The sequence below is a fragment of the Xylophilus rhododendri genome, assembly GCF_009906855.1.
GTDB lineage: Bacteria > Pseudomonadota > Gammaproteobacteria > Burkholderiales > Burkholderiaceae_C > Xylophilus > Xylophilus rhododendri.
In genome coordinates this window covers 727441-751977 of sequence record NZ_CP047650.1, presented here as the reverse complement: position 1 = coordinate 751977, position 24537 = coordinate 727441, and the positions used below count along the sequence as shown (strand labels likewise).

General features: G+C 69.6%; 23 protein-coding genes and 2 pseudogenes. 7 read left to right on the top strand and 18 right to left on the bottom strand.

All coding sequences use genetic code 11. The features are described from left to right. Positions 1-31: 31 nt before the first annotated feature. Together GT347_RS03570 and GT347_RS03565 are read right to left on the bottom strand one after the other, a co-directional pair. Positions 32-1063, bottom strand: coding sequence for a M14 family metallopeptidase (locus GT347_RS03570; protein WP_160550653.1), 1032 nt, complete (start codon positions 1061-1063; stop codon positions 32-34). A 230-nt stretch (positions 1064-1293) separates the two neighbouring features. Further along, positions 1294-2166: a LysR substrate-binding domain-containing protein gene (locus GT347_RS03565; RefSeq protein ID WP_160550652.1), complete on the bottom strand. Its 873-nt coding sequence runs from the start codon at positions 2164-2166 to the stop codon at positions 1294-1296. Positions 2167-2280: 114 nt separating this feature from the next. On the opposite strand from GT347_RS03565, the gene GT347_RS03560 reads away from it, so the two are divergent. The 3 genes from GT347_RS03560 to metC are packed head-to-tail and all read left to right on the top strand — an operon-like array spanning position 2281 to position 5719. Then, complete coding sequence (locus GT347_RS03560) at positions 2281-2871, top strand: cysteine dioxygenase family protein (RefSeq protein ID WP_160555206.1); 591 nt, start codon at positions 2281-2283, stop codon at positions 2869-2871. 42 nt (positions 2872-2913) lie between these two features. After that, positions 2914-4497: a rhodanese-like domain-containing protein gene (locus GT347_RS03555; protein WP_160550651.1), complete on the top strand. Its 1584-nt coding sequence runs from the start codon at positions 2914-2916 to the stop codon at positions 4495-4497. Between the two features lie 19 nt (positions 4498-4516). Next, positions 4517-5719 (top strand): cystathionine beta-lyase, encoded by a 1203-nt coding sequence (gene metC, locus GT347_RS03550; protein ID WP_160550650.1) that lies wholly within the window; start codon positions 4517-4519, stop codon positions 5717-5719. Positions 5720-5725: 6 nt separating this feature from the next. Here metC and GT347_RS03545 read toward each other — a convergent pair whose 3' ends face one another. From GT347_RS03545 to GT347_RS03520, 6 genes are all read right to left on the bottom strand, one after another. After that, a complete protein-coding gene (locus tag GT347_RS03545) occupies positions 5726-8062 on the bottom strand; it encodes a molybdopterin guanine dinucleotide-containing S/N-oxide reductase (protein ID WP_160550649.1) in 2337 nt (778 codons plus the stop codon). Between the two features lie 115 nt (positions 8063-8177). After that, a complete protein-coding gene (locus GT347_RS03540) occupies positions 8178-9845 on the bottom strand; it encodes a GGDEF domain-containing protein (protein ID WP_160550648.1) in 1668 nt (555 codons plus the stop codon). Positions 9846-9865: 20 nt separating this feature from the next. Then, positions 9866-10681: an IclR family transcriptional regulator domain-containing protein gene (locus GT347_RS03535; RefSeq protein WP_407704134.1), complete on the bottom strand. Its 816-nt coding sequence runs from the start codon at positions 10679-10681 to the stop codon at positions 9866-9868. After that, complete coding sequence (locus GT347_RS03530; RefSeq protein ID WP_160550647.1) at positions 10678-11646, bottom strand: tripartite tricarboxylate transporter substrate binding protein; 969 nt, start codon at positions 11644-11646, stop codon at positions 10678-10680. Before GT347_RS03530 ends, GT347_RS03535 begins: the two co-directional genes overlap by 4 nt. A 3-nt stretch (positions 11647-11649) precedes the next feature. Next, complete coding sequence (locus GT347_RS03525; RefSeq protein WP_160550646.1) at positions 11650-12693, bottom strand: CDP-6-deoxy-delta-3,4-glucoseen reductase; 1044 nt, start codon at positions 12691-12693, stop codon at positions 11650-11652. A 108-nt stretch (positions 12694-12801) separates the two neighbouring features. Then, positions 12802-14124 (bottom strand): hypothetical protein, encoded by a 1323-nt coding sequence (locus GT347_RS03520; protein ID WP_160550645.1) that lies wholly within the window; start codon positions 14122-14124, stop codon positions 12802-12804. 401 nt (positions 14125-14525) lie between these two features. On the opposite strand from GT347_RS03520, the gene GT347_RS03515 reads away from it, so the two are divergent. Beyond that, positions 14526-15452: an NAD-dependent epimerase/dehydratase family protein gene (locus tag GT347_RS03515; protein WP_160555204.1), complete on the top strand. Its 927-nt coding sequence runs from the start codon at positions 14526-14528 to the stop codon at positions 15450-15452. On the opposite strand, the gene GT347_RS03510 is transcribed toward GT347_RS03515, so the two are convergent. After that, complete coding sequence (locus GT347_RS03510; protein WP_160550644.1) at positions 15422-15994, bottom strand: hypothetical protein; 573 nt, start codon at positions 15992-15994, stop codon at positions 15422-15424. The two genes, GT347_RS03515 and GT347_RS03510, sit on opposite strands and share 31 nt — an antisense overlap. A 147-nt stretch (positions 15995-16141) precedes the next feature. Here GT347_RS03510 and rlmD point away from each other — a divergent pair, with 147 nt between their 5' ends. After that, positions 16142-17692: a 23S rRNA (uracil(1939)-C(5))-methyltransferase RlmD gene (gene rlmD / locus GT347_RS03505; RefSeq protein ID WP_160550643.1), complete on the top strand. Its 1551-nt coding sequence runs from the start codon at positions 16142-16144 to the stop codon at positions 17690-17692. Positions 17693-17695: 3 nt separating this feature from the next. Here rlmD and GT347_RS27370 read toward each other — a convergent pair whose 3' ends face one another. Both GT347_RS27370 and GT347_RS03495 read right to left on the bottom strand, forming a co-directional pair. Continuing rightward, entirely contained in the window at positions 17696-18073 is a 378-nt protein-coding gene (locus GT347_RS27370) for a hypothetical protein (RefSeq protein WP_229722657.1), read from the bottom strand. Between the two features lie 125 nt (positions 18074-18198). Beyond that, a complete protein-coding gene (locus tag GT347_RS03495) occupies positions 18199-18903 on the bottom strand; it encodes a Bax inhibitor-1/YccA family protein (RefSeq protein WP_195812396.1) in 705 nt (234 codons plus the stop codon). 255 nt (positions 18904-19158) lie between these two features. Here GT347_RS03495 and GT347_RS03490 point away from each other — a divergent pair, with 255 nt between their 5' ends. Next, entirely contained in the window at positions 19159-19566 is a 408-nt protein-coding gene (locus GT347_RS03490) for a GlcG/HbpS family heme-binding protein (protein ID WP_160550642.1), read from the top strand. Positions 19567-19755: 189 nt separating this feature from the next. On the opposite strand, the gene hemP is transcribed toward GT347_RS03490, so the two are convergent. The 5 genes and pseudogenes from hemP to GT347_RS03465 all read right to left on the bottom strand — a co-directional run bounded on the left by hemP (position 19756) and on the right by GT347_RS03465 (position 22376). Continuing rightward, positions 19756-19929 carry a hemin uptake protein HemP gene (gene hemP, locus GT347_RS03485; RefSeq protein WP_160555202.1) on the bottom strand — a complete coding sequence of 58 codons (174 nt, stop codon included), beginning with the start codon at positions 19927-19929 and terminating at the stop codon, positions 19756-19758. 201 nt (positions 19930-20130) lie between these two features. Continuing rightward, positions 20131-20544, bottom strand: coding sequence for an ExbD/TolR family protein (locus tag GT347_RS03480; protein ID WP_160550641.1), 414 nt, complete (start codon positions 20542-20544; stop codon positions 20131-20133). 1 nt (position 20545) lies between these two features. Next, positions 20546-21258, bottom strand: a pseudogene (locus tag GT347_RS03475) (MotA/TolQ/ExbB proton channel family protein). 31 nt (positions 21259-21289) lie between these two features. Next, positions 21290-22011, bottom strand: a pseudogene (locus tag GT347_RS28120) (energy transducer TonB). An 89-nt stretch (positions 22012-22100) separates the two neighbouring features. Beyond that, complete coding sequence (locus GT347_RS03465) at positions 22101-22376, bottom strand: (2Fe-2S)-binding protein (RefSeq protein WP_160555201.1); 276 nt, start codon at positions 22374-22376, stop codon at positions 22101-22103. A 174-nt stretch (positions 22377-22550) separates the two neighbouring features. On the opposite strand from GT347_RS03465, the gene GT347_RS03460 reads away from it, so the two are divergent. Then, entirely contained in the window at positions 22551-22946 is a 396-nt protein-coding gene (locus tag GT347_RS03460; protein ID WP_160550640.1) for a hypothetical protein, read from the top strand. A 19-nt stretch (positions 22947-22965) separates the two neighbouring features. Here GT347_RS03460 and GT347_RS03455 read toward each other — a convergent pair whose 3' ends face one another. Continuing rightward, positions 22966-23175, bottom strand: a complete 210-nt coding sequence (locus tag GT347_RS03455; RefSeq protein WP_160550639.1) for a hypothetical protein — start codon at positions 23173-23175, stop codon at positions 22966-22968. Positions 23176-23221: 46 nt separating this feature from the next. Next, positions 23222-24529 (bottom strand): amidohydrolase family protein, encoded by a 1308-nt coding sequence (locus tag GT347_RS03450; protein ID WP_160550638.1) that lies wholly within the window; start codon positions 24527-24529, stop codon positions 23222-23224. Between the last annotated feature and the right edge of the window lie 8 nt (positions 24530-24537).

Here is a 24537-nt window from a genome sequence, read left to right as displayed (position 1 = left end):
CCTGTGGCGATGCGATGGAGGAGTGAGGGAGTCAGGAAGCGGCGGGCGTGGCGCGGTCGGTCCATTCCCAGGCCACGAAGGCCAGGCGCTCGCCGGTGTGCACGACGGGGTCGGAACGCAGGCCGATCAGGATGCCGTCGCGGGTGAAGGGCGGCACCGGCTGGGCGCTGCCGTCCAGGCCGAGCAGCTCGCCGATCGATTCGCCGGCCCGCACCAGGTCGCCGGCGCGCACACGCGGCACGAAGAGCCCGCCTTCACCGGCCGTGATCCAGCCGCGGCGGCTGACGGTGCGCAGCTGCGCGGCGCGCGGGGCCGGCTCGCCGCCCAGGATGCCCATCTGCTGCGCCAGGCCGAAGAAACCCTGCTCGGCCAGCGCCACGTTGTCCGGCTGCAGGCGGCTGCCGCTGCCGAGTTCGAGCATGAAGGCGCAGATGCCCTGCGACAGGCACTGGTAGTCCAGGCCGCCGGCGATATTGCCGGGCAGCTCGCCCTTGCCGCCCACGTCCATGCGGCAGGACAGCGTGGGAAAGAAATTGCCCAGGGCGGCCAGCACCTGGTCCTCGGTCACGCTGCTGCCCGGATGCACCTTGTAGACGGCGTAGGGCCGCGCATCGAACAGCGGGTTCATGGTGTGCAGGTTGATCAGCACATCGGCCACGCCCACCACTTCGCTGAAGAGGGCGTGGGCGACCCGTTCGCTGACCATGCCGTCGGCATTGCCGGGATAGGTCTGGTCCAGGTCGAGCTCGTCGTAGGGGTTGCGCTTGCGGCGCGCATCCAGCGCCTGCGGATTGCCGGTGGGCGTGACGACCACGTTGCCCGACATCGCCAGCGGATCGAGCGAGCGGATGAAACGCAGGGCGGCGACCATGCCGTTGATCTCGTCGCCATGCACCTGGCCGTGCAGCCAGAGTGTCTTGCCCGGTCTGGCGCCACGCACCGCCACCCAGGGCAGGGCCACCGGCACGCCCGAAGCCATGGAGCCGACACGCAGCGTGCCGGAGGTGCGGGCGGCGTCCTGCGAGGACGCCAGCCAGGTACCGATCTGACCTAACGAAGCCATTTACTTATTCCTTGTCTACTCATGCAAACCCTGAGTCCAGGGGCGGCGGTGGGCCATGGTAGGGCGGCCCTTCCTCGGTTTTCCAATTAGTTCCTGCGCAAAACGTATAAGCAAAATTGATGCTTGGCGGGCGCGGACGGACTTGGTGCGCGGATTGCGCCAGCGCGGTGCGGCCGGGTGCGAAACCGCACCAAGCCGGCGTGGCGGATGGCCCGGGAGGGCCGGTGCGGCTAGAGCAGGCGCTCGGCGCTGGGCAGCAGCAGGCGGCTCTTCAGGTGCTCGAAGACCTGCCGGGTGACCGGGTTGACCACATTGCGGCGCACGTAGAGCCGGTAGACCAGGTCGGGCAGGCGCGGCAGGCCGTCGCTCAGGCCCAGCACCCGCAGGCCGGCGTCGAGCTGCTCCACGCCGCGCGCGGTCACGCCCAGGCCGGCCTGCACGGCGGCACGCACGCCGATCAGGCTGGAGGAACTGGTGCGCAGCGTCCAGGGGATGCCGGAGGCGTCCAGCGCCTCCTGGCCGAGGCGGCGGAAGATGCTGGGCGCGTCGGTCATGATCAGCGGGATCGGCAGGGCCGGGTCGTGCACATAGCTGGCGCTGCACAGCCAGACGGTGGGCGAGGTGCGCAGCACCACGCCGTCGAGGTCGTCCTCCACCCGGTTGGAGATGGCCATGTCGATCTCGCCGCTGCGCAGCGACTCCACCAGGAAGGGGCTGCGGCCGATGGAGATGTCGAGCTGCAGCATCGGCGAGCTGCGCGCCACCTCGGCCAGCAGCGGCGGCAGGATGGAGCCCGACACCTCCAGCGATGCGCCTATGCGCAGCATGCCTTCCAGCGCGCCCTGCTGCAGGTTGCGCATGGCCTCGTCGTTGATCGCCAGCAGGTGGCGGGCATAGGTCAGCAGGCGCTGGCCGTGCTCGGTCAGGCGTTTCTGGCGGCCGCGCTTCTCGAAGAGGGGATGGCCGATCTGCTCCTCCAGCCGCTGCATCTGCTGGGTGACGGCCGACTGCGTCCGGCCCAGTTGCATGGCGGCCGCCGCGAAACTGTCGTGGGTGACGATGGCCGAAAGGGAGCGGAGCAGTTCCAGGTCGAAGGTGCGCATCGATTAATTTTATTGATGTTTTATTGCGTGGCCTGAATCGGTCCGGCGGCGGCGGCAGGACTACAGTGCCTGTTTCGATCCGAGTAAAAAAGGAGCCTTCCGATGAGTACCGTCATGAGCAGCCGCGCCGAAGCGCGCAAGGAGGCGGTCGCCACCGCCATCGGCCAGATGAAGACCGCCATCGGCCAGGCCGGGCCCACACGCGCCAGCATCGGCCAGGTGCTGGACAGCCTCAAGGGCCTGGCCGCCGACACCTCCCTGTGGGATGAATCCAGCTTCGCCGCCCCCGAGCCCGGCGAGCACCAGGCCCGCTACCTGATCGCCGAGGATGCCGACCAGAGCTACGCGCTCTATCTCAACGTGATGCGGCCCGGCAAGAAGATCGTGCCGCACAACCACACCACCTGGGCCTGCATCGCCGCTGTCGAAGGCACCGAGCACAACCGTGTCTACCGCCGGCTGGACGACGGCTCGGTGCCGGGCAAGGCACAGCTGGAAGAGACCGAACTGGTGGTCGTCTCGCCCGGCACCGGCATCGCGCTCATGCCCGAGGACATCCATTCGGTGGAGATCCAGGGCGACCAGGTGATCCGCCACCTGCACATGTACGGCCGCGCGCTGGAGACGCTGAGCACCCGCACCGGCTACGACCTGGCCGCCGGCACCTGCGAGGTGATGGGCGTGGGCGTGCAGACCCGCCGCTGACAAGGCCCCCGCGCCGCCCGATTCCACAGACTTCCTTTCTTCATGACCCAGCACATCTCCGCCCAGACCCTGAAATCGTGGCTGCACGACGGCCAGGAAATCGCACTGCTCGACGTGCGCGAGCAAGGCCAGTACGGCGAATCGCATCTGTTCTATGCCGTGCCGCTGCCCTACAGCCGGCTCGAACTCGACGCCCCGCGCCTGCTGCCGCGCCGCGCGGTGCGCACGGTGGTGTACGACGGTGGAACCGAAGGCGTGGCCGAACGCGCCGCGCTGCGGCTGCGGGCGCTGGGTTATGCGAAGGTGTGTGTGCTCGAAGGCGGCACGGCGGCCTGGAGCGCGGCCGGCCATGCGCTGTTCGCGGGTGTGAACCTGCCGTCCAAGACCTTCGGCGAACTGGCCGAGCATGCCTACGGCACACCCCGCGTCAGCGCCGACGAACTGGCCGCCATGCTGGCCAGCGCCACGCCGCCGGTGGTGCTGGACGGCCGCCCGGTGAGCGAGTTCCGCAAGATGAACATCCCCACGGCGGTGTGCTGCCCCAACGGCGAACTGCCGCTGCGCATCGAAAGCCTGGTGCCGGACGAGCGCACGCCGGTGGTCATCAACTGCGCCGGCCGCACCCGCAGCATCATCGGCGCGCAGACGCTGATCAACCTCGGCCTGCCCAACCCGGTCTATGCGCTGGAGAACGGTACCCAGGGTTGGTTCCTGAGCGACCGTTCGCTGGAGCATGGCGGCACCCGCCGCTACGCGCCCGGCTCGGCCGGCGATGGCCTGAAGGCCGGCGCCCGGGCGCTGGCGCAGCGTTTCGAGGTGCCCGAGGTCGATGCCGACACCGTGCGCGCCTGGTCGGCAGACGCGAACCGCTCGCTCTTCCTGTGCGACGTGCGCACGCCCGAGGAATTCGCGGCCGGCAGCCTGCCGGGCGCCCAGCACACGCCTGGCGGCCAGCTGATGCAGGCGGGCGACCAGTATTTCGGCGTGCGCGGCGCGCGGCTGGTGCTGTTCGACGACGACGGCATCCGCGCACCCACCGTGGCCAGTTGGCTGCGCCAGATGGGCCACGAGGCCAGCGTGCTGCGCGGCGGCCTGTCCAGCGGCCTGGCGCTGCCGCCCGCCGCGCCTCCGGTGCCGCCGGCCCTGGCCGCCATCGACGCCGCCCGCCTGGCCGAGCGCCTGGCGCGCGGCGAGGTGCAAGTGGTCGAACTGCGCCCCGGCATGGCCTACCGCGCCGCCCACCTGCCGGGTTCGCGCTGGGCCATCCGCCCGCGCCTGGCCGCCGCCCTGCAGGGCGTGAACCGCCCGGTGGTGCTGGTGGCCGACGAGCCCGAACTCGCCGCCTGGGCCGCCGCCTCCGACTGGCCCCAGGGCCTGCCCGCGCCGCTGCTGCTCGAAGGCGGCCTGGCCGCCTGGCGCGCGGCCGGCCAGCCGGTGGAGGCCAGCCCGCAGCTGCCGGCCGATGCCGACTGCATCGACTACCTCTTCTTCGTGCACGACCGCCACGACGGCAACAAGGCCGCCGCGCGCCGCTACCTGGAGTGGGAGACCGGCCTGGTCGCCCAGCTCGACGCGCAGGAGCTGGCCGCCTTCCACCTGCCGGCGCACAGCCCGGCTGCCGCCTGACACCCGCCGATCGGAACCCATGACCGACCCCCGCCGACCGGACCCCGACACGCTCTCCGTGCAGACCCGCCTGACCCGCAGCGGCAAGTCGCCCGCCTATGCAGGCGGCAGCGCCGTCAATCCGCCGCTGGTGCGCGCCAGCACCGTGCTGTTCCGCGACACCGCCGAGCAGCGCGAGATGCGCGAGCGCCGCGGCAGCGAACGCATCTTCAGCTACGGCGCGCGCGGCACGCCCACCAGCTTCGCGCTGGAGGATGCCGTGAGCGAGCTGGAGGGCGCCTACCGCACCCGCCTGTTCCCCACCGGCCTGGCGGCCATCGGCATGATGCTGCTGTGCTATCTCAAGCCCGGCGACCATGTGCTGATGTCCGACAGCGTGTACGAGCCGGCGCGCAAGCTCTCCGAGGCCTTTCTCGCGCCCTACGGCATCGAGTGCAGCTTCATGGCGGCCGACGGCAGCGACGCGGCTGCCAAGCTGCGGCCCAATACGCGGCTGGTATATGCCGAATGCCCCGGCTCGCTGGTCTACGAGATGTGCGACCTGCCGGCCCTGGCCGCCCTGGCCCATGGCCACGGCGCGCTGCTGGCGGCCGACAACACCTGGGGATCGGGCCTGCAGTACCGGCCGCTGGCGCTGGGCGCGGACATCTCGGTGATGGCGGCGACCAAATACCTCAGCGGCCATTCCGACGTGATGATGGGCACGGTGGCCACCACCAAGGCCTGCTGGCAGCCGCTGGCCGAGCGCTGCGACGCCTTCGGCATGACGGTGAGCCCGGACGACGCCTGGCTGGTGCTGCGCGGCATGCGCACCCTGTCGGCCCGGCTGCAGCTGCACCAGCGCCATGCGCTGGAGGTGGCGCGCTGGCTGCAGGCGCGGCCGGAAGTGACGGCGGTGTACTGCCCGGCGCTGCCGGAGCATCCCGGCCATGCGCTGTGGCAGCGCGACTGCCGGGGCACCAACGGGCTGCTGTCCTTCGAGCTGGCCCAGGGCACGGCGCCCGCGGCGGTGGACCGTTTCGTCGATGGCCTGCGGCTCTTCGGCCTGGGCGCCTCCTGGGGCGGCTACGAGAGCCTGGTCACGCCCACCAACCTGCGCGCGGCGCGCAGCGTGACCGACTGGAGCGCCCACGGCCCCATCCTGCGCCTGCACATCGGCCTGGAGGATCCGGCCGACCTGACGGCCGACCTGGACGGCGGCTTCGCCGCCATGGCCGGCTGATCCTTCTCAGTCCTGCAAGGCCGCCAGGGCTTTCAGGGCCTGTTCGGCCGGCATCGGCGGATCGAAGGCGCGGATGGCCGGCACTGCGCCATCCCAGCGCTCCACCTGCACGGTGGAGAGCTGGCCGGCGCAGCCCTGGGCCAGGCTGGAGGTGCCGATGTCACGCGTCAGCACGTTCGGGTTGCCGTGCACGCAGAGCGGCCGGCCCTCGGCGTCGGGCTGCGGGTCGTACCAGGCGCCGGTGGGCAGCTGCACCACGCCGGGCAGCAGGTCCTGCGACAGCGTGGCGCTGGCCAGGCAGGCACCCACCTCGTTGAACAGGCGCACGATGTCGCCCTCGGCGATGCCCCGGGCGCGCGCCGCGTCTGGATGCAGGGTGCAGACCTCGCGTCCCCGGCGTTTGGTGGACTGGCTGTGGGCGCCGAAGTCGAGCTGGCTGTGCAGCTTGGAATGCGGCTGGTTGGCCACCAGCCAGAGGGGGTGGGTGGCGTCGGGCGCGAACTTCGGCGGCATCCAGGCGGGATGGCCGGGGCAGTCGGCGTAGCCGAAGGCGGCGATGGCCGGCGAGCAGATCTGCACCTTGCCGCTGGGCGTGGGCAGGGGCGCATGCACCGGGTCCTGGCGGAAGGCGCGCAGCATGCCGCCGTGGTCTTCCTTCTGCGGCAGTTCCAGCATGCCGCGCTGCCAGAAGCTGTCGAAGTCGGGCGCTTCCAGGCCCAGGTCGGCCAGGCCCTGGCGGGTGCGTTCGTAGAGATGGGCCAGCCATTGGCGGGCGTCGCGCCCCTCGCTGAAGGCTTCGAGCGCGCCCAGCCGTTCGGACAGGTCGCAGAAGATCGCGTAGTCGTCGCGGCTCAGCCCGTGCGGCTCGGCGATGCGGTGCATGGCCACGAAGACAGGGTCGGTGGGCGTGGCGCCGATGTCCTCGCGCTCCAGCGTCATGGTGGCGGGCAGCACGATGTCGGCATGGCGGGCGGTGGCGGTCCAGGCGCTTTCGTGGACCACGAAGGTGTCCAGCGTGGCGAAGGCGCGGCCGAGGCGCGCCAGGTCCTGGTGGTGGTGGAAGGGGTTGCCGCCGGCCCAGTAGGCCAGGCGGATCTGCGGGTACACGCGCCGCTGGCCGTTGTAGTCGTAGGCCTGGCCGGGGTGCAGCAGCATGTCGCTGATGCGGGCCACGGGAATGAAGTCCTTCACGCCGTTCGTGCCCTGCGGGAAGGCCGCGGCGGCCACCGCGTTGTCGCGCTTGCCGTAGTGCGCCAGCGTGCCCAGGGCGTAGTTGTAGCCGCCGCCGGGCAGGCCGATCTGGCCCAGGGCGGCGGCCAGCACCGCGCCCATCCACACCGGCTGCTCGCCGTGCTCGGAGCGCTGCAGCGAATGCGAGATGACCACCAGCACCCGCTTGCCGGCCAGCGACCGGGCCAGCGTGCGCAGCCGTTCCTCGGGCACGCCGCAGATCGGCGCGGCCCAGGCGCAGGTCTTGGGCACGCCGTCGCTGCGGCCGAGCAGGTAGTCCTCGAAGCCGTCCCAGCCCTCGCAGTGGCTGGCGAGGAAGGCCCGGTCGTGCAGGCCCAGGCGCACCAGTTCGTGCACCAGGCCCAGCATCAGGGCGGTGTCGGTGCCGGGCGTGGCGGGCAGCCACTCGAAGCCGGCTTCCTCGGGCATGTCCGAACGCAGCGGGCTGATCGAGACGAAGCGGCAGCCGCGCCGCGCCGCCGCCTGCATCGCGTCGCGCTCCACATGGCGGCTGATGCCGCCGGAAGCCACACGCGAGTTCTTCAGGGCCATGCCGCCGAAGGCCAGCACCACGTCGCTGTATTCGACGATCTGCTCCCAGGTGACATTGCGCCGCGCCACCTCGTCGAGCCCGCCCAGGATGTGCGGCATCAGCGGTGCCGAGGCGCCGGCGCTGTAGCTGTTGACCGAACGCACATAGCCGCCGATGGCGACGTTGAGGAAGCGGTGCACCTGGCTCTGCGCATGGTGGAAGCGCCCGGCGCTCGACCAGCCGTAGGAGCCGCCGAAGACCGCGCCCGGGCCGTGCCGGTCGCGCACCCGGCGCAGTTCGGCGGCCAGCCGGTCGAGCACCTCGTCCCAGGCCATGGGCACGAATTCGTCCGAGCCGCGGCGCGTATCCGGCCCCGGACCGTTCTCCAGCCAGCCGCGCCGCACCATGGGCGTGGCGATGCGGGCGCGGTGGTGGATCGCGTCCGGGAAGTTCTCGATCAGGGGATTGGGATCGGGGTCGGCCGCATAGGGTTCGACCCGCAGCCGGCCGTCTTGCCAGCCGGCGGAGAAGACGCCCCAGTGGGAACTGTGGGGGCGCAGGGCGCTGTCGCGAATGCTCATGGTCTCGGGGAAAACGGTCGGTCAGATAAGACCCCTTGCACTTTATGTGCCCCCGGACCCCGGATTCAAATCACTTTTCGATCCAAACCATCAGCCGCGCTAATGCGTGTCCGCCTCAGGCACGCACCACGCGGTTCTTGCCGGTGCGCTTGGCCAGGTACATGGCCTGGTCGGCGCGCTTGACGGCGTCGAAGGGGTCCTCGTGGCCGGCCACCTGGGCCACCCCGGCGCTGAAGGTGATCATCACCTTGTCGTTGTTCTGCATGAAGAAGCGGCGGGTCAGTTCGCGCTGCAGGCGCTGCATGGCTTCGACGCCGGCATCCAGCGGCGTGTCGGGCAGCAGCACCACGAACTCCTCGCCGCCGTAGCGGGCCAGGATGTCCTGCGGCCGCATGGCCTCGCGCGCCACCCGGGCCAGATGCACCAGGGCGGCATCGCCGCCGTCGTGGCCGATGCGGTCGTTGAGCAGCTTGAAGTTGTCGATGTCGAGCAGGGCCACGCAGAGCGGCGCGATCGCCACGCCGTCGTTGGAGCCGGCCCGGCGGGCGCGCGAGATCTCGCGCTCCAGCGCCTCGTCCATGCCCTTGCGGTTGAGTGCGCCGGTGAGGGCGTCGTGCCGCGCCTCGGCGCTGGCCTTTTCCAGGGCCATCTGCAGCCGGCCCATGTCTTCCTGCGCGCGCTCGCTGCGCTCGCGCATGCTCTGCAGGTCTTCGTGGGTGTTGCGGCTGTCCAGCGCCATGCTGCGGGTGGCGGCGATCACCTCCTGCAGCACCGGCGCGATGTCTTCCAGGTTCTGGGCCGAGCCCAGGCGTTCGGCGCAGCCTTCCATCTTGTCGTGGTAGACGTCGCTCTTCTCGGTCATGGAGGCGAGCCGGTCGATGAAGGTGCTGAGCATGCCCTTCATCTGTTCCTGCGCCTCGATGGTGCGCGAGCGCGATTCGGTCTGCTTGAAGATCACGTCGCGCAGCCGGGCCTGCAGGTCGTCGAGCTTGCGCAGTTCCAGCGGCGGGGTGGCGGCGGCCAGCAGGGCTTCGGCCTGGCCCTTGAGCCACTTGTCGTCGGCCGCCAGCACCGAGATGTTGCGGAACAGTTCGTGCAGGGCCAGCAGCAGTGCGCTGCGGATGGCGGTCTGCTCCTCGGTCGCGAAGGACAGGCGAAAGCAAAAATTGGCCAGCAGGGTCTTGAGCCGGGCCGGATCCGGATGGGCGTCGCGCAGGGCCTGCGCCACCTCGACCGCCTGCTCGCCCACCCGGGCGTCGTCGGCCGAGGCGGCGGGCGCCACATGTTCGATCAGGCGCGCCACCTGCTCCAGCACTTCGCGCGGCAGGCCGGCGGCGGCTTCGTCGGCGAGGGTGGCGATGCCGATGGTGGCTGGCGGCGGGGCGAATGGCTCGGCAGCAGGGGCCGCAACCGCGGCCGCGGCGGGTGCCGCGGCCTGCGGCGCGGGGGCGTCCGGATGGGTTCGCGGCCCGGGTCCGCCAGCGGCGCTCTGGCCCAGGCCCAGGCTGGCATAACCGACGATGGTGCGCTGCAGCTCGCTCCAGCTCTGCTGGTCGATGGCGTGTTCGAACTGCTGCAGCAGCCGCTTTTGCGCCGGCGTCTGGCCCGGCACCACCCGCAGGATGGCACGCAGTGCCAGGTCGGGAAAGCCCTGCATCGACCGCGTGCCGGCCACTTCGTCGAAGATCGTGCGGTAGTTCTCCGGCGTCGGCGGCAGCCGGCGCAGGGCCAGCTGTTTGAACGTCTCTCGCGCAAATTCGGCGGCGGCTTTTTGGTCGGGCATGGATGGAGAAGGACGGTGGATCAGGTCCGCTGTAGCAGGGCGGAGATGTCGTGCGCCGCCTTCAGCAATTCCGGCAGGACTTCCTGGCGCAGGCGGGCGACGCTATCGCGAGCATAAGCTGCGCCAACGTTCAGTGCCGCGACAGTGCGGCCCGCGCGGTCGAAAATCGGTGCGGCGATCGAGACCAGGCCGGTCTCCAGTTCGCGGTCGTTGGCGGCGAAGCCCTCGCGCCTGGCCTGGTGCACCGCCGCCAGCAGCGCCGCCGGATCGGTGAGTGTGTGCTCGGTCAGGGCCTGCGGCGGATGGCGGCGCAGCAGGGCCTGCAGGGTTTCGTCGTCCAGCCCGGCCAGCAGCACGCGGCCCAGCGAGGTGGAAAACGCCGGCAGGCGGCTGCCGGCGCCCAGCGTCACCCGCATCACCTTGCGGGTGGGCACCCGCAGCATGTAGACGATCTCGTGGCCGTCGAGCACCGCGATCGAGCTGGAATCCTTCACCTTGGCGACCAGCGCCTCGACGATCGGCTCCGACAGATGCCACAGCGGTTGCGAGGAGAGGTAGGAAAAGCCCAAATCCAGGATCTTGGGCGTGAGCCAGAAGAGCCGGCCGTCGCTGGCCGCATAACCCAGCGACTGCAGGGTGAGCAGCACACGCCGGGCGCCGGCGCGGGTCAGGCCGGTGCTGGCGGCGACCTGGGTGATGGTCTGGCGCGGCGCGTCGGCGCTGAAGCTGCGGATCACGCCCAGGCCGCGGGCGAAGGACTGCACATAGCCATCCCCGGGCACCGGCGGCGCGCTGCCCTCGTCGGCGGGGGACGGCTGGCTGGCGGCCACGGTCAATCGACGCTCGCGCCGCTGGCCTTGACCACTTGCTGGTACTTGGCGAGTTCGGCATGCATGAAGCTGTCGAAGGCTTCCGGCGTGGTCGCCACCGGCTCGGCCAGCAGGGCGGCGAAGCGGGTCCTGGTTTCCGGGTCGCGCAGCGCTTCGACGAAGGCGTGGTTCAGGCGCTGGATGGTGTCGCGCGGCGTATGGGCCGGCGCGACCAGGCCCCACCAGGTGTCGATGGCGAAACCCTTCAGGGTTTCGGAGACCGGCGGCACCTCCGGCAGCTGCGGGCTGCGGGCGGCGGTGGTCACGGCGATGGCCTTCAGCTTGCCCGAGCGGATGTTGGGCGCGGCGGTGGCCAGGTTGTCGAAGTTGAAATCGACCTGGCCCGACAGCAGCGCCAGCTGCGCCGGGCTGCCGCCGTTGTAGGGGATGTGCACGGCGAAGATGCCGGCCTGCTGCTTGAACATCTCGCCGGCGAGGTGGCCCGCGCTGCCGTTGCCGCCGCTGCCGTAGTTGAGCTTGCCGGGATTGCGTTTGGCATAGGCGATGAGATCGGCCACGGTCCGGATGCCCAGGCGCTGGGCGTTCTCGGTGTTCATCACCAGCACATTGGGCACCCGCACCATCTGCGTGATGCCGGCGAAGTCTTTCGCCGCATCGAAGGGCATGCGTTTGTAGAGCCAGGGATTGACCGCGTGGGTGGCGGTGGCCGAGAGGCCGATGGTCAGCCCGTCGGGCGCGGCCTTGGCGACGATGTCGGCGCCGATGTTGCCGCCGGCGCCGGGCTTGTTGTCGACGATGACCGGGCCCAGGCTGTCTTTCACCCGTTCGGCCAGGATGCGTGCGGTGACGTCGAGCGGACCGCCGGCGGCGTAGGGCACGACCAGCCGGATCGGCCGGCCACCCATCTGGGCGAAACCGGCGGCGGGCGCGGCCAGGGCGGCGGCCGAGAGGATGAGTTGGCGGCGCTGCATGGATCAGGCCACCTGGTGCTTGTCCGCTTCGCTGGTGAAGGCGTCGGCGTAGAACTCCTCGGCCGGCAGGCCGCGCTGGGCGGTGTAGGCGGCCTGGGCGGATTCGACCACGATGGGCGCGCCGCAGGCATAGACCTGGTGGCCGGAGAGGTCGGCGAAGTCGTCCAGCACCGCCTGGTGCACGAAGCCGGCGCGGCCGGTCCAGCCGTCTTCCGGCAGGGCGTTGGAGACCACCGGCACATAGGTGAGGCCGGGCATTTCCGCTGCCTGCTGCAGCACCCAGTCGTGCAGGTACAGGTCGGCCGGCCGGCGGCCGCCCCAGTACAGGGTGACCGGGCGATCGCTGCCCTTGTGGCGCAGTTGCTCGATCAGCGCCTTGATCGGCGCGAAGCCGGTGCCGGAGGCCAGCAGCACGATCGGCTTTTGGCTGTCTTCCCGCAGGTAGAAGCTGCCGAAAGGGCCTTCGCAGCGCAGGATGTCGCGCTCCTTGAGGGTACTGAAGACCTGGTCGGTGAACTTGCCGCCGGGCATGTGGCGGATGTGCAGTTCGGTGCTGGGGCCGGTCTCGTCCTGGCGGTGCGGCGCGGTGGCCATGGAATAGGCGCGGCGGCTGCCGTCGCGCAGGATGAATTCCAGGTACTGGCCGGCGTGGTAGCGCAGCGCCTCGGTGGCCGGCAGCTGCAGGCGCAGCAGCATGACGTCGTCGGACTTCTTCTCCAGCGCGGCCACGCGCACCGGCATCTTGCGGATCGGGAAGGCGCTCTCATCCGTCACGTTGCGCGATTCGAGCACCACGTCGCTGTGCGCGGTGGCGCGGCAGGTGAGGATGAAGCCCTGCGCGGCTTCCTCGGGCGTGAGCGCGCGCGGCTGGTGTTCGGCCATGGTGACCTCGCCTTCGAGCTTCTTGCACTTGCAGGAGCCGCAGGCGCCGTCCTTGCAGCCATAGGGCAGGCCGATGCCTTGGCGGATCGCCGCGGCGAGGATGGTTTCGTCGTCCTGGAGGGTGAATGCGCGGCCGCTGGGCAGCACGGAGGCGGTAAAGCTCATCGCTGGGGTGTCCTGAGGGGCGCCGGTGCGGGCCCCGCTGTGTTCGGGTCGAACCTTCGATTTTGCCCGCAAACGCGGATGGACCCGGGCGCAGTCGCGCGCCGTGGGTCAATCCGGGCGGTCGGGCTCGCGCGCCGGGTGGTTGCGCGACCATTCCCCGAGCGGATCGGGCTGGCGTCCGGCCGTCTTGCCTGGCGGCGGCGCATGCCGGGCCGTCAGGACGCCCGGGTTGCCCGTGCCGTCGGCGGCGGTGCCGGCCACCGGCCAGCAGCCCAGCTGCAGGATGCGCTGCGCGATTGCCTCTCGCAGCGCGCCCGTGCCGTGGCGGCCGACCACGAAGCGGGTCTTCGGATTGATCAGGCCGAGCAAGCGGAAGTGCTCGAAGATCCCCAGCGCCATGCCGCAGTGGACACCGTGGTTTTCCCGACCCCCCTCGTTGCCCGGATGCAGGACCGCGTAGATGGCATTGCGGTGGAAATCCAGCTCATTGCAGGCGATGAGCAGGCCCAGCTGCGGCCTCAGCGAGCCCTCGTCGATGCCCTGGCGCAGCAGCAGGGCGACCAGATCCTGGCGTCCGGTCTGGTGGCAGACATGCACCGCGAATTCGAACACCCGCAGCCGCACGCGGGGGTCCGCCGGCTGCAGCTGCCAGAAAAGCCCGAGCGCGCATTCCGTCATGCCCGCCATGCCGAAGGCTTCGATGGCGGCGGAGCAGAGGTGGCTGTCGGGCTCCACCGTCGAGCGGAACCGGCCCCAGAAATAGTCGCCGACCATCGCCAGGGCTTCGTGGGCGCGCTTTTCCTCCAGCAGGCTGCGGATGCTGTGCGCGATGTCGGCGCCGCGGGCCTGCAGGCGGGGTTCCTGGAGCGCTGCCGCGGCGCGCATGGCCTGCAGGCGCGCGCCCCGGGCCGTGTCCTTCGACTTCTCGCAGGCATGGGACGCAGTGGAATAAAGGAACGATGAGACGCCGGTCGCAGACAGGCGCGCGGCGGCGGCATCGAACACCTCCAGGGCTTCATGCCACAGCTTGCGTCTCATGCAGGCTTTCATGGCGATTTCGTAATGCATCAGCGTCGGCGGAAATCCGCGCAGCGCGGCCCGGGTTTCCAGCAGGTCGAGCAGCTTCAGGGCTTCGCGCGGCTGGCCGGCATTCGCGCAGGCGTTCATGGCCGAGGTGAAGCAGGTGGCACCGGGAAGAAAAGGGCAGGGCCGTCGCGGGTTGGAGGCGCCCATGGCCAGAAGGATGCAGGCCACGGCGGCCGGGGCGTCGGCGCCATGGGCGTGGATGGCGGCTTCGGTCTGCGCCTGGAGTTCGCCGGGCAGGATCACGCCCTGCGTGTAGAGGCGCACGGCCGTGAGGTTGAGCGCGCGCTGGAAGGGGTTGTCGGTGCCGGTGTCCGCGGGCGCTGCGAAATCGTCCGCGGCGGCCAAGGACGGGACTGCGCAAACGGGCAGCGGCAGACTCTTCGGATCGACGGCCGGACTGGCGGATGGCGGGTCGGGGTTTTGACCGGTGACGGCGTCGGCCTGGGGCTGGCGTCGGGAGGCGCAGGAGGTTGCAGCGGCGGTGGGCCTGGAGGCAGCGGTGGAGCAGGATCGAACATGTGCGGCCTTGAATGCGAAGGGCCTGCGCCGTTCGATGGCGGCGCGGCTGTCCGGCGCGCCGTCCGCTTTGCGGCGGCAGACATGTCGCCGGAGCTTGACCAGCCCGCATCCGCCGGATGCCGCTCGATCCGAAGCTGCAGGACCGAAGGCGAAAGATGCGCCATGCGCCGGCTTGTCGCTGCATGGTTATCCTTGACGGCTCCGCTTCACGCCATGCCAACGTGTGCATGGCCGTCACGACCGTGTCCGCCCATCCCCGCTTTTCTGCCGGCGCGCTGCCGGCGCGCTTTCGCCGCATCCGGCTCCTGATCGTGGGCTGCGGCGACGTCGGCCTGCGGGCGGCGGATCTGCTGCCGGCCACCCTCGGCCGGCTGGCGCTGACCTCGTCGCCCGAACGCCGCGAGGCCTTGCGTGGGCGCGGCATCGTGCCCCTGGCGGGCGACCTGGACGATCCGGCGAGCCTGCGGCGCCTGGCCGGCCTGGCGCAGCGGGTGCTGGTGCTGGCGCCGCCGCCCGGGCAGGGCGAGGGCGATCCGCGCACGGTGGCGCTCCTGCGCGCGCTGGCGCTGCGCACGCGGCCGCGGGCGCTGGTGTATGGATCGACCAGCGGCGTCTATGGCGACTGCGGCGGCGCGCTCATCGACGAGACACGCGCGGTGCGGCCGGCGACCGCGCGGGGCCGGCGCCGGGTGGCGGCGGAGCAGGCCGTGCGGCGATTCGGGCGGGGCGGCAGCCGGGTGTCGGTCCTGCGCATTCCGGGCATCTACGCGCCCGACCGCGAAGGCGGCACGCCCCGGGCCAGGCTGCTGCGCGGCACGCCTGTGCTGCGCGAAGAAGACGACGTCCACACCAGCCACATCCACGCCGACGACCTGGCCCGCGCCTGCCTGGCCGCCATGTGGCGCGGCGGAGCCCAGCGGGTCTATCACGTGAACGACGATACCCGGCTGAAGATGGGCGATTACTTCGCGCTCGCGGCCAGGCTCTATGGCCTGCCGCCGCCGCCGAGGGTGGACCGGGCCACGGCGGCGGCCCTGCTCTCGCCGATGCAGCTGAGTTTCATGTCGGAGTCGCGGCAACTGGACGCCGGCCGCATGAAGCGCGAACTCGGCCTGCGCCTGCGTTACCCGACGGTGGCCGACGGACTGGCCTGATCGGCCACCGGGCGGCAGTGCACGCTGCCGATGTAGGTGCGCAGGCGCGGCCCGTAGTAGTTGAAGGTCAGCATCAGCCGGCCGTCCGTGCCCGGCGCCAGGCAGGTGATGTCGAAGTGGTAGAGCTTGTTGCCGTGCACGAAGTCGGTGGCGGTGATGGTGCCGACGCTGAAGAAGGCGGAAGCGTCGTTGTCGATCACCACGCCGGACTGGCCGGTTCCCCAGAAGCCGTAGCGGACCTTCGCTGCATGGTCGCCGGGTGCGTAATCGATGTTCGCGTCGGACACCTGGAAGTAGCCCGAAAACGACTGGCCCGGCGCCCAGCTGACGTTTCCCGGTGCGACGGACTTGACCAGTGCGTCGGAGCGGCCGTCGAGGTAGTTGGTAGCGTTCTCTCCATCGCTGCATTCGCGCCAGTAGTTGGCGGCGGAAGGGGCGCAGGACCCGGGGCGTGCCGCGGCGAGCTCGGCCACCGTGGCCGCGCCGGGGCCGCATCCCGGCAAGGCGCCCGCCATCGCCATGATGAGCAGGGCAGGGGGCATGCTGTCCGGCATCCGGGGTTTGAAGGGCCATCGGACGAGGTGGTCTGAGTGCATGAGCGGCGTTGTAGCCCGGTGGATGCCCGCCGCGCACGGTGCCTGCGCAGGCCGTCCGGACTAGGCCCGCGACGTGCTGAGACAATCGCCGCCATGACAGAAGACATCTCCCGCACCGAAGACGGTGCGACGGCGGCTCTCCCCACGAGGCCGGCCGATCCGCTTTCCCCCCTGTTTCCCGGCGCGCTCGCCGTCGAATCGCTGGACCTCGAAGCCCAGGGCGTGGCCCGCCGCGCCGATGGCAAGGTGGTGTTCATCGAAGGCGCGCTGCCGACCGAGTTCGTCAGCTTCAATGTGCACCGCAAGAAGAACAACTGGGAGGCGGCCAGCCTGGTGGCGGTGCACCGCGAATCCTCCCAGCGGGTGCGGCCGGGCTGCCCGCATTTCGGCCTGCATCCGGGCGCCTGCGGCGGCTGCAAGATGCAGCATCTGCACGCCGGCGCCCAGGTGGCGGTCAAGCAGCGGGTGCTGGAGGACAACCTCTGGCACCTGGGCAAGACCCGGCCCGACATGCTGCTGCGCCCCATCGAAGGCCCCACCTGGGGCTACCGCTGGCGCGCCCGGCTGTCGGTGCGCCATGTGGTGAAGAAGGGCACGGTGCTGATCGGCTTTCACGAGCGCAAGAGCCGCTACATCGCCGACATGCAGGTCTGCCCGGTGCTGCCGCCGCATGTGGAGGCGCTGCTGATGCCGCTGCGCGGGCTGATCGCCTCGATGGACGCCCGCGACACCTGCCCGCAGATCGAGCTGGCCTGCGGCGACGCCGTCACCGCGCTGGTGCTGCGCCACCTGGAGCCGCTGTCCGCCGACGACCTGCAGCGCCTGCGCGGCTTCGCGGCCGAACATGCCGATGCCGGCGTGCAGTGGTGGCTGCAGCCCAAGGGTCCGGATACCGTGCAGCTGCTCGATGCCGACGATGCGCGCCCGCTCTCCTACGGCCTGCCGGAATTCGGCATCGAGATGCCCTTCAAGCCGACCGACTTCACCCAGGTCAACCCGCACATCAACCGGGTGCTGGTCGGCCGGGCGCTGCGCCTGCTGGATGTGCAGAAGACCGAAAGGGTGATCGACTGGTTCTGCGGCCTGGGCAACTTCACCCTGCCGCTGGCCACCCGCGCCCGCCAGGTGCGCGGCATCGAGGGCAGCGACACGCTGGTGGCGCGGGCGCGCGCCAACTACAAGCGCCACCAGGCGACCGGCCCGGCGCTGCCGCTGGCGCCGGCGGACTTCATGGCGCGTAATCTGTTCTCCATGACACCCGAGCTGCTGCTCAAGGACGGCGTGGCCGAGAAGTGGCTGGTCGATCCGCCGCGCGAAGGGGCTTTCGCGCTCTCACGCGCGCTGACGGACCTGTGCCGCCAGCTCGCCGGCCTGGGGCCGGTGGGCACCGGCGAGGCCGAGGCGGGGGAGGACAGCAAGAACACCAATGCGCCGGTCGATCCGGCCTTGCTCGCGGGCTGGACGCCGCCGCGGCGCATCGTCTACGTCAGCTGCAATCCGGCGACGCTGGCACGCGACGCGGGCCTGCTGGTGCACCTGGGCGGCTACCGCTGCAGCGCGGCGGGGGCGGTGAACATGTTCCCGCACACCGCGCACGTCGAGAGCATCGCGGTGTTCGACTACGTGGGTTTCGGCGCCGAATAGGGCCTAGAGCGGCGCCGCCTTGGCCTTGGACTTGCGCGGCGCCACGACCTTTTCGGTGTCCTTGTCGATGCTGGCCTCGGCATCGACGGTGGGAGCGGGCGCCGCGGGCACCGGCGCGATGGCCGATGCCTGGCCGGTGATCTTGTTCTCGCGCATATAGGCGTCCATCTCCTTCCAGCCGGCAAAGACCGCGGACTTGCTCGCCTTGGGATTGAGCGAATAGCAGTCCTCGATGCCGCGAAGGCTGTAGCGGCAGGCGCCGCCGGTGGCCTTGGCATCGGCCTCGCGCTGGGCGATGCGGGGATCGGGCTCCATGCCCGGAATCTCGCAGCCGGCCAGCAGCAGGGCGATGAGGGGAAGCGCGATGAGGCGGGGGGACATGGGCGTAGGCTCTGGACGGGTGTTCACCAGATTATCGGCAGCTGCGCCGCCAACTGAAATCCAAAGCCCCCACTGACAAAGAAAAAGGCCCCGAAGGGCCTTTTTTCGATGGAGCCGACGGGATCTCAGTCGCGTTCGCCGCCGAAGATGCCCAGCAGGGCCAGCAGGCTCTGGAACACATTGAACAGGTCCAGGTACAGGGCCAGCGTCGCGCTGATGTAGTTGGTCTCGCCGCCGTCGATGATCTGCTTCAAGTCATACAGCATGTAGGCGCTGAAGATCGCGATGGAGGCCACCGAGATCGCCAGCATCGCGCCGGTGGAGGGCACGAACATGGCGATGACCGAGGCGATCAGCAGCACGATCACGCCCACGAACAGGAACTTGCCCATGCCCGACAGGTCGCGCTTGATCACCGAGGCCAGCGAGGCCATGGCGAAGAACACACCCGCGGTGCCGGCGAAGGCCGTCATGACCAGCGAGGCGCCGTTGGAGTAACCCAGCACCATGGCGATCAGCCGCGACAGCATCAGGCCCATGAAGAAGGTGAAGCCCAGCAGTACCGGCACGCCGGCTGCGGAATTTTTGGTCTTCTGGATCGCATACATGAAGCCGAAGGCGCCGGCCATGAAGACGATCAGGCCCAGCCCGCCGCCCAGCGAGCGGGTGATGCCGGTGGCCACGCCGGCCCAGGCGCCGAGCACGGTGGGCAGCAGGCTCAGGGCCAGCAGCCAGTAGGTGTTGCGCATGACGCGCTGGCGCTCGTCGCGCTGCGCGGTGGCCCAGCCATTGGCGGTGCCGGTGTTGAAGGTTTGAAGCGGTTCGCTCACGGTGTTCTCCCAGAGTGATCGATGAATCGGTGGAATGCGGGCAGGTGCGCGATCGGGCGCCGTCCGTGTCCCATATGGGACCGTCTTCCGGCAAATTCTAGGTTGTTGTTATCGGCCTTCGGACCTGAAGCCCCGGGCGACTTCATGCTTTTTCAGAGGGCAATCATTCGCACAAGGTTCCAATGCAGGCGTAACCGCCCGTTATGCTTTCGGCCTGCGCCGCAGCAGAGTCAAACCTTACCACCTATCAGCCGCATGAAAACCAAATACGTACTCGAACTCGCCGACGTGAAGAAAATCGCCGCGGCCGCCGAAGCCGAAGCCCTGAAAAACGGCTGGGCCGTGACCATCGCCATCGCCGACGACGGCGGTTATCCGCTGTGGGTGCAGCGCCTCGACGGCGCGGCCGCCACCTCGGCCAGCATCGCCCCGGCCAAGGCGCATACCGCCGCCGTCGGCCGCCGCGAGAGCAAGGCTTTCGAAGACATCATCAACGGCGGCCGCACGGCTTTCCTGACGGCGCCGGGCCTGTCGGGCCTGCTCGAAGGCGGCGTGCCCATCGTCAAGGACGGCCAGGTCATCGGCGCCGTGGGTGTCAGCGGCGTGAAGTCGACCGAAGACGCGCAGATCGCCAAGGCGGGCATCGCCGCGCTGGGTCTCTGACCGCGCTTTCCGGCTTCGATGCCGGAAAACAAAAAGCCGGCCCCTGTGGCCGGCTTTGTTTTGCCTGGGACGGCAGTGGTGGGGAAAAAATGCGTGGCTGGAGGATGACCCTTGGCTAGCAAAAACGACCCTGGGAAGCTCCTGAAAGCCTCTTTGGTCGCCCCACGATGAAACAGGAAGACGTGATCCTTATTTGGTCAGGATCAGCTTGCCCAGGCGGGTGGCCTGCAGGCGGTAGGTGGAGCCGTTGTGGCTGATGGAGACGGCCTTGCGGCCGCGCAGCAGTTCCGAACTGAGGATGGAAGCCAGCGAGGGCGCAGCGGCTTCGATGTCGTGTTCGGCTTCGTCGTGCTCGTCGAGCATCTGGAAGGACAGAACCTGCTTGCCCGTCGCGGCATGGCGGGATGCGGTGTTGGCTGAGGCAGTCATGTGTGCGATCTCCGATGCGTTCTCGATGGGTTAATGATAACCATTCTCAAAGATGAGTCAACGCGGGGTTTGAAATAATTTGTTTGGGCGGCTGGCGCGCGGACCGGCGCGCGCCGCCCAAACGGTTTCAGACCCTCAGGAACCGTCCGGATCGGTGACGAAACCGATCTTCTTGATGCCCGCCTGCTGCGCCGCCGCCATGGCCTTGGCCACACGCTCGTAGCGCACGTTGCGGTCGCCCTTGATGTGCAGCTCCGGCTGCGGCTGGTGGCCGGCCTCGCTGGCCAGGCGCGGTTCGAGCTGCTCGTCGGGGATGGCGCCCTCATTCCAGAAGTAGGTGCCGTCGCCGGCCACGCTCAGGCGGATCGTCTCGGGCTTGATGTCCTCGGGCTGGGCCGTGGCGCGGGGCAGGTCGATCGGCACCGAGTTCTTCATCACGGGCACCGTGATGATGAAGATGATGAGCAGCACCAGCATGACGTCGACCAGCGGCGTCATGTTGATCTCGTTCATCACCTCGTCGGTGTCGTCCTGGGTACCGAAGGCCATCTCAGTTCCCCTTCTTGAGCGGCAGCACGGTGGCCGGCGAGCTGCTCACTCGGGCGCCGGTCACGAAGTAGGCGTGCAGGTCGTGGGCGAAGCTGTTGAGCTTGTTGAGCACCGACTTGTTGCCGCGCACCAGGGCGTTGTAGCCCAGCACGGCGGGAATGGCGACGGCCAGGCCGAGCGCCGTCATGATCAGCGATTCGCCGATGGGGCCCGCCACCTTGTCGATGGTGGCCTGGCCGGCGGTGCCGATGCTCATCAGCGCGTGGTAGATGCCCCAGACGGTGCCGAACAGGCCGATGAAGGGGCGGTCGATCCCACCGAAGCCAGGATCGCCAGGCCGGCCTGCATGCGGGCGGTGGTTTCGTCGATGGCGTTGCGCAGGGTGCGGGTGATCCAGTCGCTCACGTCCAGGCTGTCGTGCAGGTGGGCCTTGGTGTTGCGGTGGTGGGCGGTGGCCTCGCGGCCTTCGAGCGCCAGCTGGCGGAAGGGGTTGCTGTTGTCGCTGCCCAGCTTGGCCAGGGCGGCGGCGAAGTCCTCGCTGTGCCAGAAGTCGTCCGAGCCGCGGGCGAATTTCTTGTAGCGGATGACGTCCAGGGCCTTGATCAGGATGACCATCCACGAGGCCAGCGACATGCCCAGCAGCAGGATGGCGACCGCGCGGGTGACGAAGTCCCCCTGGGTCCAGACGTTGGCGATGCCGAATTGCGATTCCATGAAAACACTCCCGAAAACGGATGACTTCTGATTAATTGAGTACGAAATTGAAGGGCGCGGCCAGCAGGTACATGGTCTCTGCATTGGCGCCGGGCCGGCGTATGGGTGTGACCTGGGCGGTGATGGCGGCGTCGAGCGCCGCCTTGTCGAGGCGGTCGAAGCCGCTGGATTGCTGCAGCACCACACGCTTGGCGAAACCGTCGGCGCTGAAGTAGATGCCGACGACGACCTTGCCGCTTTCGCCGAGGCGGCGGCTGATGGAGGGGAAGGCCGGTGTCGGCTGGCGCACGTACTGCACCTGGCCTTCGGTCACTTCGATCAGCTTGGGCGCTGGCGGGGCCGGGGGCGCGGGAGGCGCTGGCGGCGCCACCGGAGCCGGGGCGCGGGAGCGGGCGGGGCCGGCGCGGGCGGCGGCGGCTCGACCACGCCGGTCGGCGCGTTGGGCGTCGGGATCGGATCGCGGATCGCCACCGGCTTGGGCGTCACGGCCTTCTTGATCTCCTGCTTCTTCGGCTCCGGTGGCGGAGGCGGCGGCGGCGCGGCCTTGGGCGGCGCGATGATCTCGCTCAGGATCTCGACCGGGATGACCACTTCGGCGACCTTGCGCACCAGTCCGCTCTGAATGGCCCAGAGGGCGGCGGCATGGAAGAGCAGCACGCCGCCGGCGATGGCCACGTTGCGGCTGACGCGCGGCAGTGCCAGGCGGGGCGCAGCGGAGGCTGCGGGATGGGAGGGGGAGTGAACTGCTGTCATGTCAAAAAGCGTGCACCGGCCTGCGGCCACCGGCGTTTGTGGCTGCCGCTACTGGCGGAAAATCCACCAGGCCGAGCCGACGACCAGGATCAGGCAGCCACCGAGACTTGCGACGACTTCCATGCCTTGCTCTCCATGATGGACCGGCCGAGCTGAATGGCCTGCACGCCGGCATCACCCTGCTGCAGCGCCGCCACGGGGTGGGAGGCGCTGCACTGGGCGACGACATCGCGGGCGCAGGTTTCGCACTGGCCGCATTGCGTGGCGACACCCAGTTCGAACTGGATTTCGTCGAAGCCGAGGCCGGCACGCACATGGCGGGCAATTTCGCGATCCGAGACCCGGTGGCAGATGCAGACGATCATGGCGGCAAGCAGTGGCTGGCTGATTGGAAAAGCCCAGTATAAATGCGAATTCATCGCATTACTAGCCTGATCCACCATTCCGAGATGGTTGAAGGCCTGTCGGCGATCGCTGAAAACCGTGGACGCCCCGTGGCACACGCGTGCAACTTGATGCATGCTCACGAAGGTATGCCTGTGCCTTCGTATGTCCAACTGCTCTTGCCAGCGGCGCTGGCGATCTCGGCTTCGGTGGCCTGTGCCGCCGAGGCACCGCCCGAAGACGCCGTCGCCTCGCCGGCGCTGGCGCGCGAGATCGAAGCCTACCGCGTGTGTGCCACCCTGAACCTGCCGGCGGATTTCCGCCCGGTCAAGGATTCGGCGTCCGCGGCGGCGCTGGCGCTGGAGAAATGCCGCAAGCAGCGCTTCGTGGTGGCCGGCCAGTTCGCGCTGGACCACCCGGGCACCTACAGGACCAAGGCTTTCGTCGACGAGTTGTCGACCCATCTGATGCAGGAACTCTCGACCTGGCTGGAAGACGTCAATTCGCATCGGCTTCCGCCCCAGCCGGTGCTCAGGCGCTCCCCCCGCTAGCGGTCGGGCGCGCTGCCGCTCACGTGGCCCAGCGTTTGGCCTTGCGGGGCTGCAGCTTGATTTCCACCGATTTCTGCACCACCGGTGAGCCGGTGCGCGGATCGGTGTCCACCATGTCTTCCAGGCCGATGTCCTGCACTTCGGCCCCGGTGCTGGCCTCCAGCTGTTCCAGGACGGTGCCGATGGTCTTCTGCGCTTCGATGACGGCCGGAGTGGTGGGATTGCCCATGGAAGGATCGGCGAGCCGCGTAGTGGTATTGCGCCAATCCTGGCCCTCAGGCCGCGCCAGGCCTGTCGGCTGAGACCGACGGATGCTGACGGCACTCGACGTTTGCCGGCCGCCCCGGCAGGGCCAGCGTGGCGCGCGCGGCCGGGCTGCTGGCCAGCAGCTTGCCGCGCCGCCGCACCTGCAGCCGGGTGGCGCGCAGGCGCAGCGCTTCGACAGGATCGCCGGCCTGCAGCAGCACGAAATCGGCATTCCGCCCCACTTCCAGGCCGTGGCCGGCCAGTCCCATGATGGCGGCGGGCGCCGTCGTCACCGCCTCGAAGCAGCGCCGCATGGCGGCCTGGCTGGTCATCTGGGCGACGTGCAGGCCCATGTGGGCCACGTCCAGCATGTCGCCGGAGCCCAGGCTGTACCAGGGGTCCATGCAGCAGTCCTGGCCGAAGGCCACCCGCACGCCATGGGCCATCAGCTCGGGCACGCGGGTCATGCCGCGGCGTTTGGGATAGCTGTCGTGCCGGCCCTGCAGGGTGATGTTGATCAGCGGATTGGCGATGACCGACACGCCGGATTCGGCGATCAGCGGCAGCAGCTTGCTGACGTAGTAGTTGTCCATCGAATGCATCGAGGTGCAGTGCGAGCCGACCACACGCCCCTGCAGGCCCAGGCGCTGGGTTTCGGCGGCCAGGGTCTCGATGTGGCGAGAGAGTGGGTCATCGGTCTCGTCGCAGTGCATGTCCACCGGCAGGCCGCGTTCGGCGGCCAGCTCGCAGAGCAGGCGCACGCTCTCGGCGCCCTGCGCCATGGTGCGTTCGAAGTGGGGGATGCCGCCGACGATGCCCACGCCCATGTCGAGCGCGCGGGTCAGGCTGTCCAGCCCGCCCTGGGTGCGCAGCACGCCGTCCTGCGGGAAGGCGACCAGCTGCAGATCGAGATAAGGCGCCACGCGCTTCTGCACATCCAGCATGGCTTCGACGGTGACCAGGCGCGGGTCGCTGGTGTCCACATGGCTGCGGATCGCCAGCAGGCCGCGCGACACCGCCCAGTCGCAATAGGCCAGCGCGCGTTCGACCAGCGCCTCGTGCGTCAGCTGCGGCTTGAGTTCGCCCCATAGCGCGATGCCTTCGAGCAGCGTGCCGCTCTCGTTGATGCGCGGGATGCCGTAGGAGAGCGTGGCGTCCAGATGGAAATGCGCATCGACGAAGGGCGGCGAGACCAGCAGGCCGCCGGCATCTAGCGTCTCGTGCGCGGGCACCTGCAGGCCGGCCGCGATCTCCACGAAGCGGCCGTCCTGGACGGCCAGCGACATGTCGGTGCGGCCGTCCGGCAGCGTGGCGTGGGTGACGAGCAGATCGAGCATGGGATGTC

Coding starts and splice junctions, on each gene's coding strand:
- GT347_RS03450 (WP_160550638.1), bottom strand. CDS start 24,529: ATGCTCGATCTGCTCGTCACCCACGCCACGCTGCCGGACGGCCGCACC.
- rlmD (WP_160550643.1), top strand. CDS start 16,142: ATGACAGAAGACATCTCCCGCACCGAAGACGGTGCGACGGCGGCTCTC.
- GT347_RS03525 (WP_160550646.1), bottom strand. CDS start 12,693: ATGAGCTTTACCGCCTCCGTGCTGCCCAGCGGCCGCGCATTCACCCTC.
- GT347_RS03515 (WP_160555204.1), top strand. CDS start 14,526: ATGGCCGTCACGACCGTGTCCGCCCATCCCCGCTTTTCTGCCGGCGCG.
- GT347_RS03465 (WP_160555201.1), bottom strand. CDS start 22,376: ATGATCGTCTGCATCTGCCACCGGGTCTCGGATCGCGAAATTGCCCGC.
- GT347_RS27370 (WP_229722657.1), bottom strand. CDS start 18,073: ATGTCCCCCCGCCTCATCGCGCTTCCCCTCATCGCCCTGCTGCTGGCC.
- GT347_RS03490 (WP_160550642.1), top strand. CDS start 19,159: ATGAAAACCAAATACGTACTCGAACTCGCCGACGTGAAGAAAATCGCC.
- GT347_RS03570 (WP_160550653.1), bottom strand. CDS start 1,063: ATGGCTTCGTTAGGTCAGATCGGTACCTGGCTGGCGTCCTCGCAGGAC.
- GT347_RS03530 (WP_160550647.1), bottom strand. CDS start 11,646: ATGCAGCGCCGCCAACTCATCCTCTCGGCCGCCGCCCTGGCCGCGCCC.
- GT347_RS03480 (WP_160550641.1), bottom strand. CDS start 20,544: ATGGCCTTCGGTACCCAGGACGACACCGACGAGGTGATGAACGAGATC.
- GT347_RS03560 (WP_160555206.1), top strand. CDS start 2,281: ATGAGCAGCCGCGCCGAAGCGCGCAAGGAGGCGGTCGCCACCGCCATC.
- GT347_RS03540 (WP_160550648.1), bottom strand. CDS start 9,845: ATGCCCGACCAAAAAGCCGCCGCCGAATTTGCGCGAGAGACGTTCAAA.
- GT347_RS03555 (WP_160550651.1), top strand. CDS start 2,914: ATGACCCAGCACATCTCCGCCCAGACCCTGAAATCGTGGCTGCACGAC.
- GT347_RS03510 (WP_160550644.1), bottom strand. CDS start 15,994: ATGCCCCCTGCCCTGCTCATCATGGCGATGGCGGGCGCCTTGCCGGGA.
- GT347_RS03565 (WP_160550652.1), bottom strand. CDS start 2,166: ATGCGCACCTTCGACCTGGAACTGCTCCGCTCCCTTTCGGCCATCGTC.
- hemP (WP_160555202.1), bottom strand. CDS start 19,929: ATGCTCGACGAGCACGACGAAGCCGAACACGACATCGAAGCCGCTGCG.
- metC (WP_160550650.1), top strand. CDS start 4,517: ATGACCGACCCCCGCCGACCGGACCCCGACACGCTCTCCGTGCAGACC.
- GT347_RS03545 (WP_160550649.1), bottom strand. CDS start 8,062: ATGAGCATTCGCGACAGCGCCCTGCGCCCCCACAGTTCCCACTGGGGC.
- GT347_RS03455 (WP_160550639.1), bottom strand. CDS start 23,175: ATGGGCAATCCCACCACTCCGGCCGTCATCGAAGCGCAGAAGACCATC.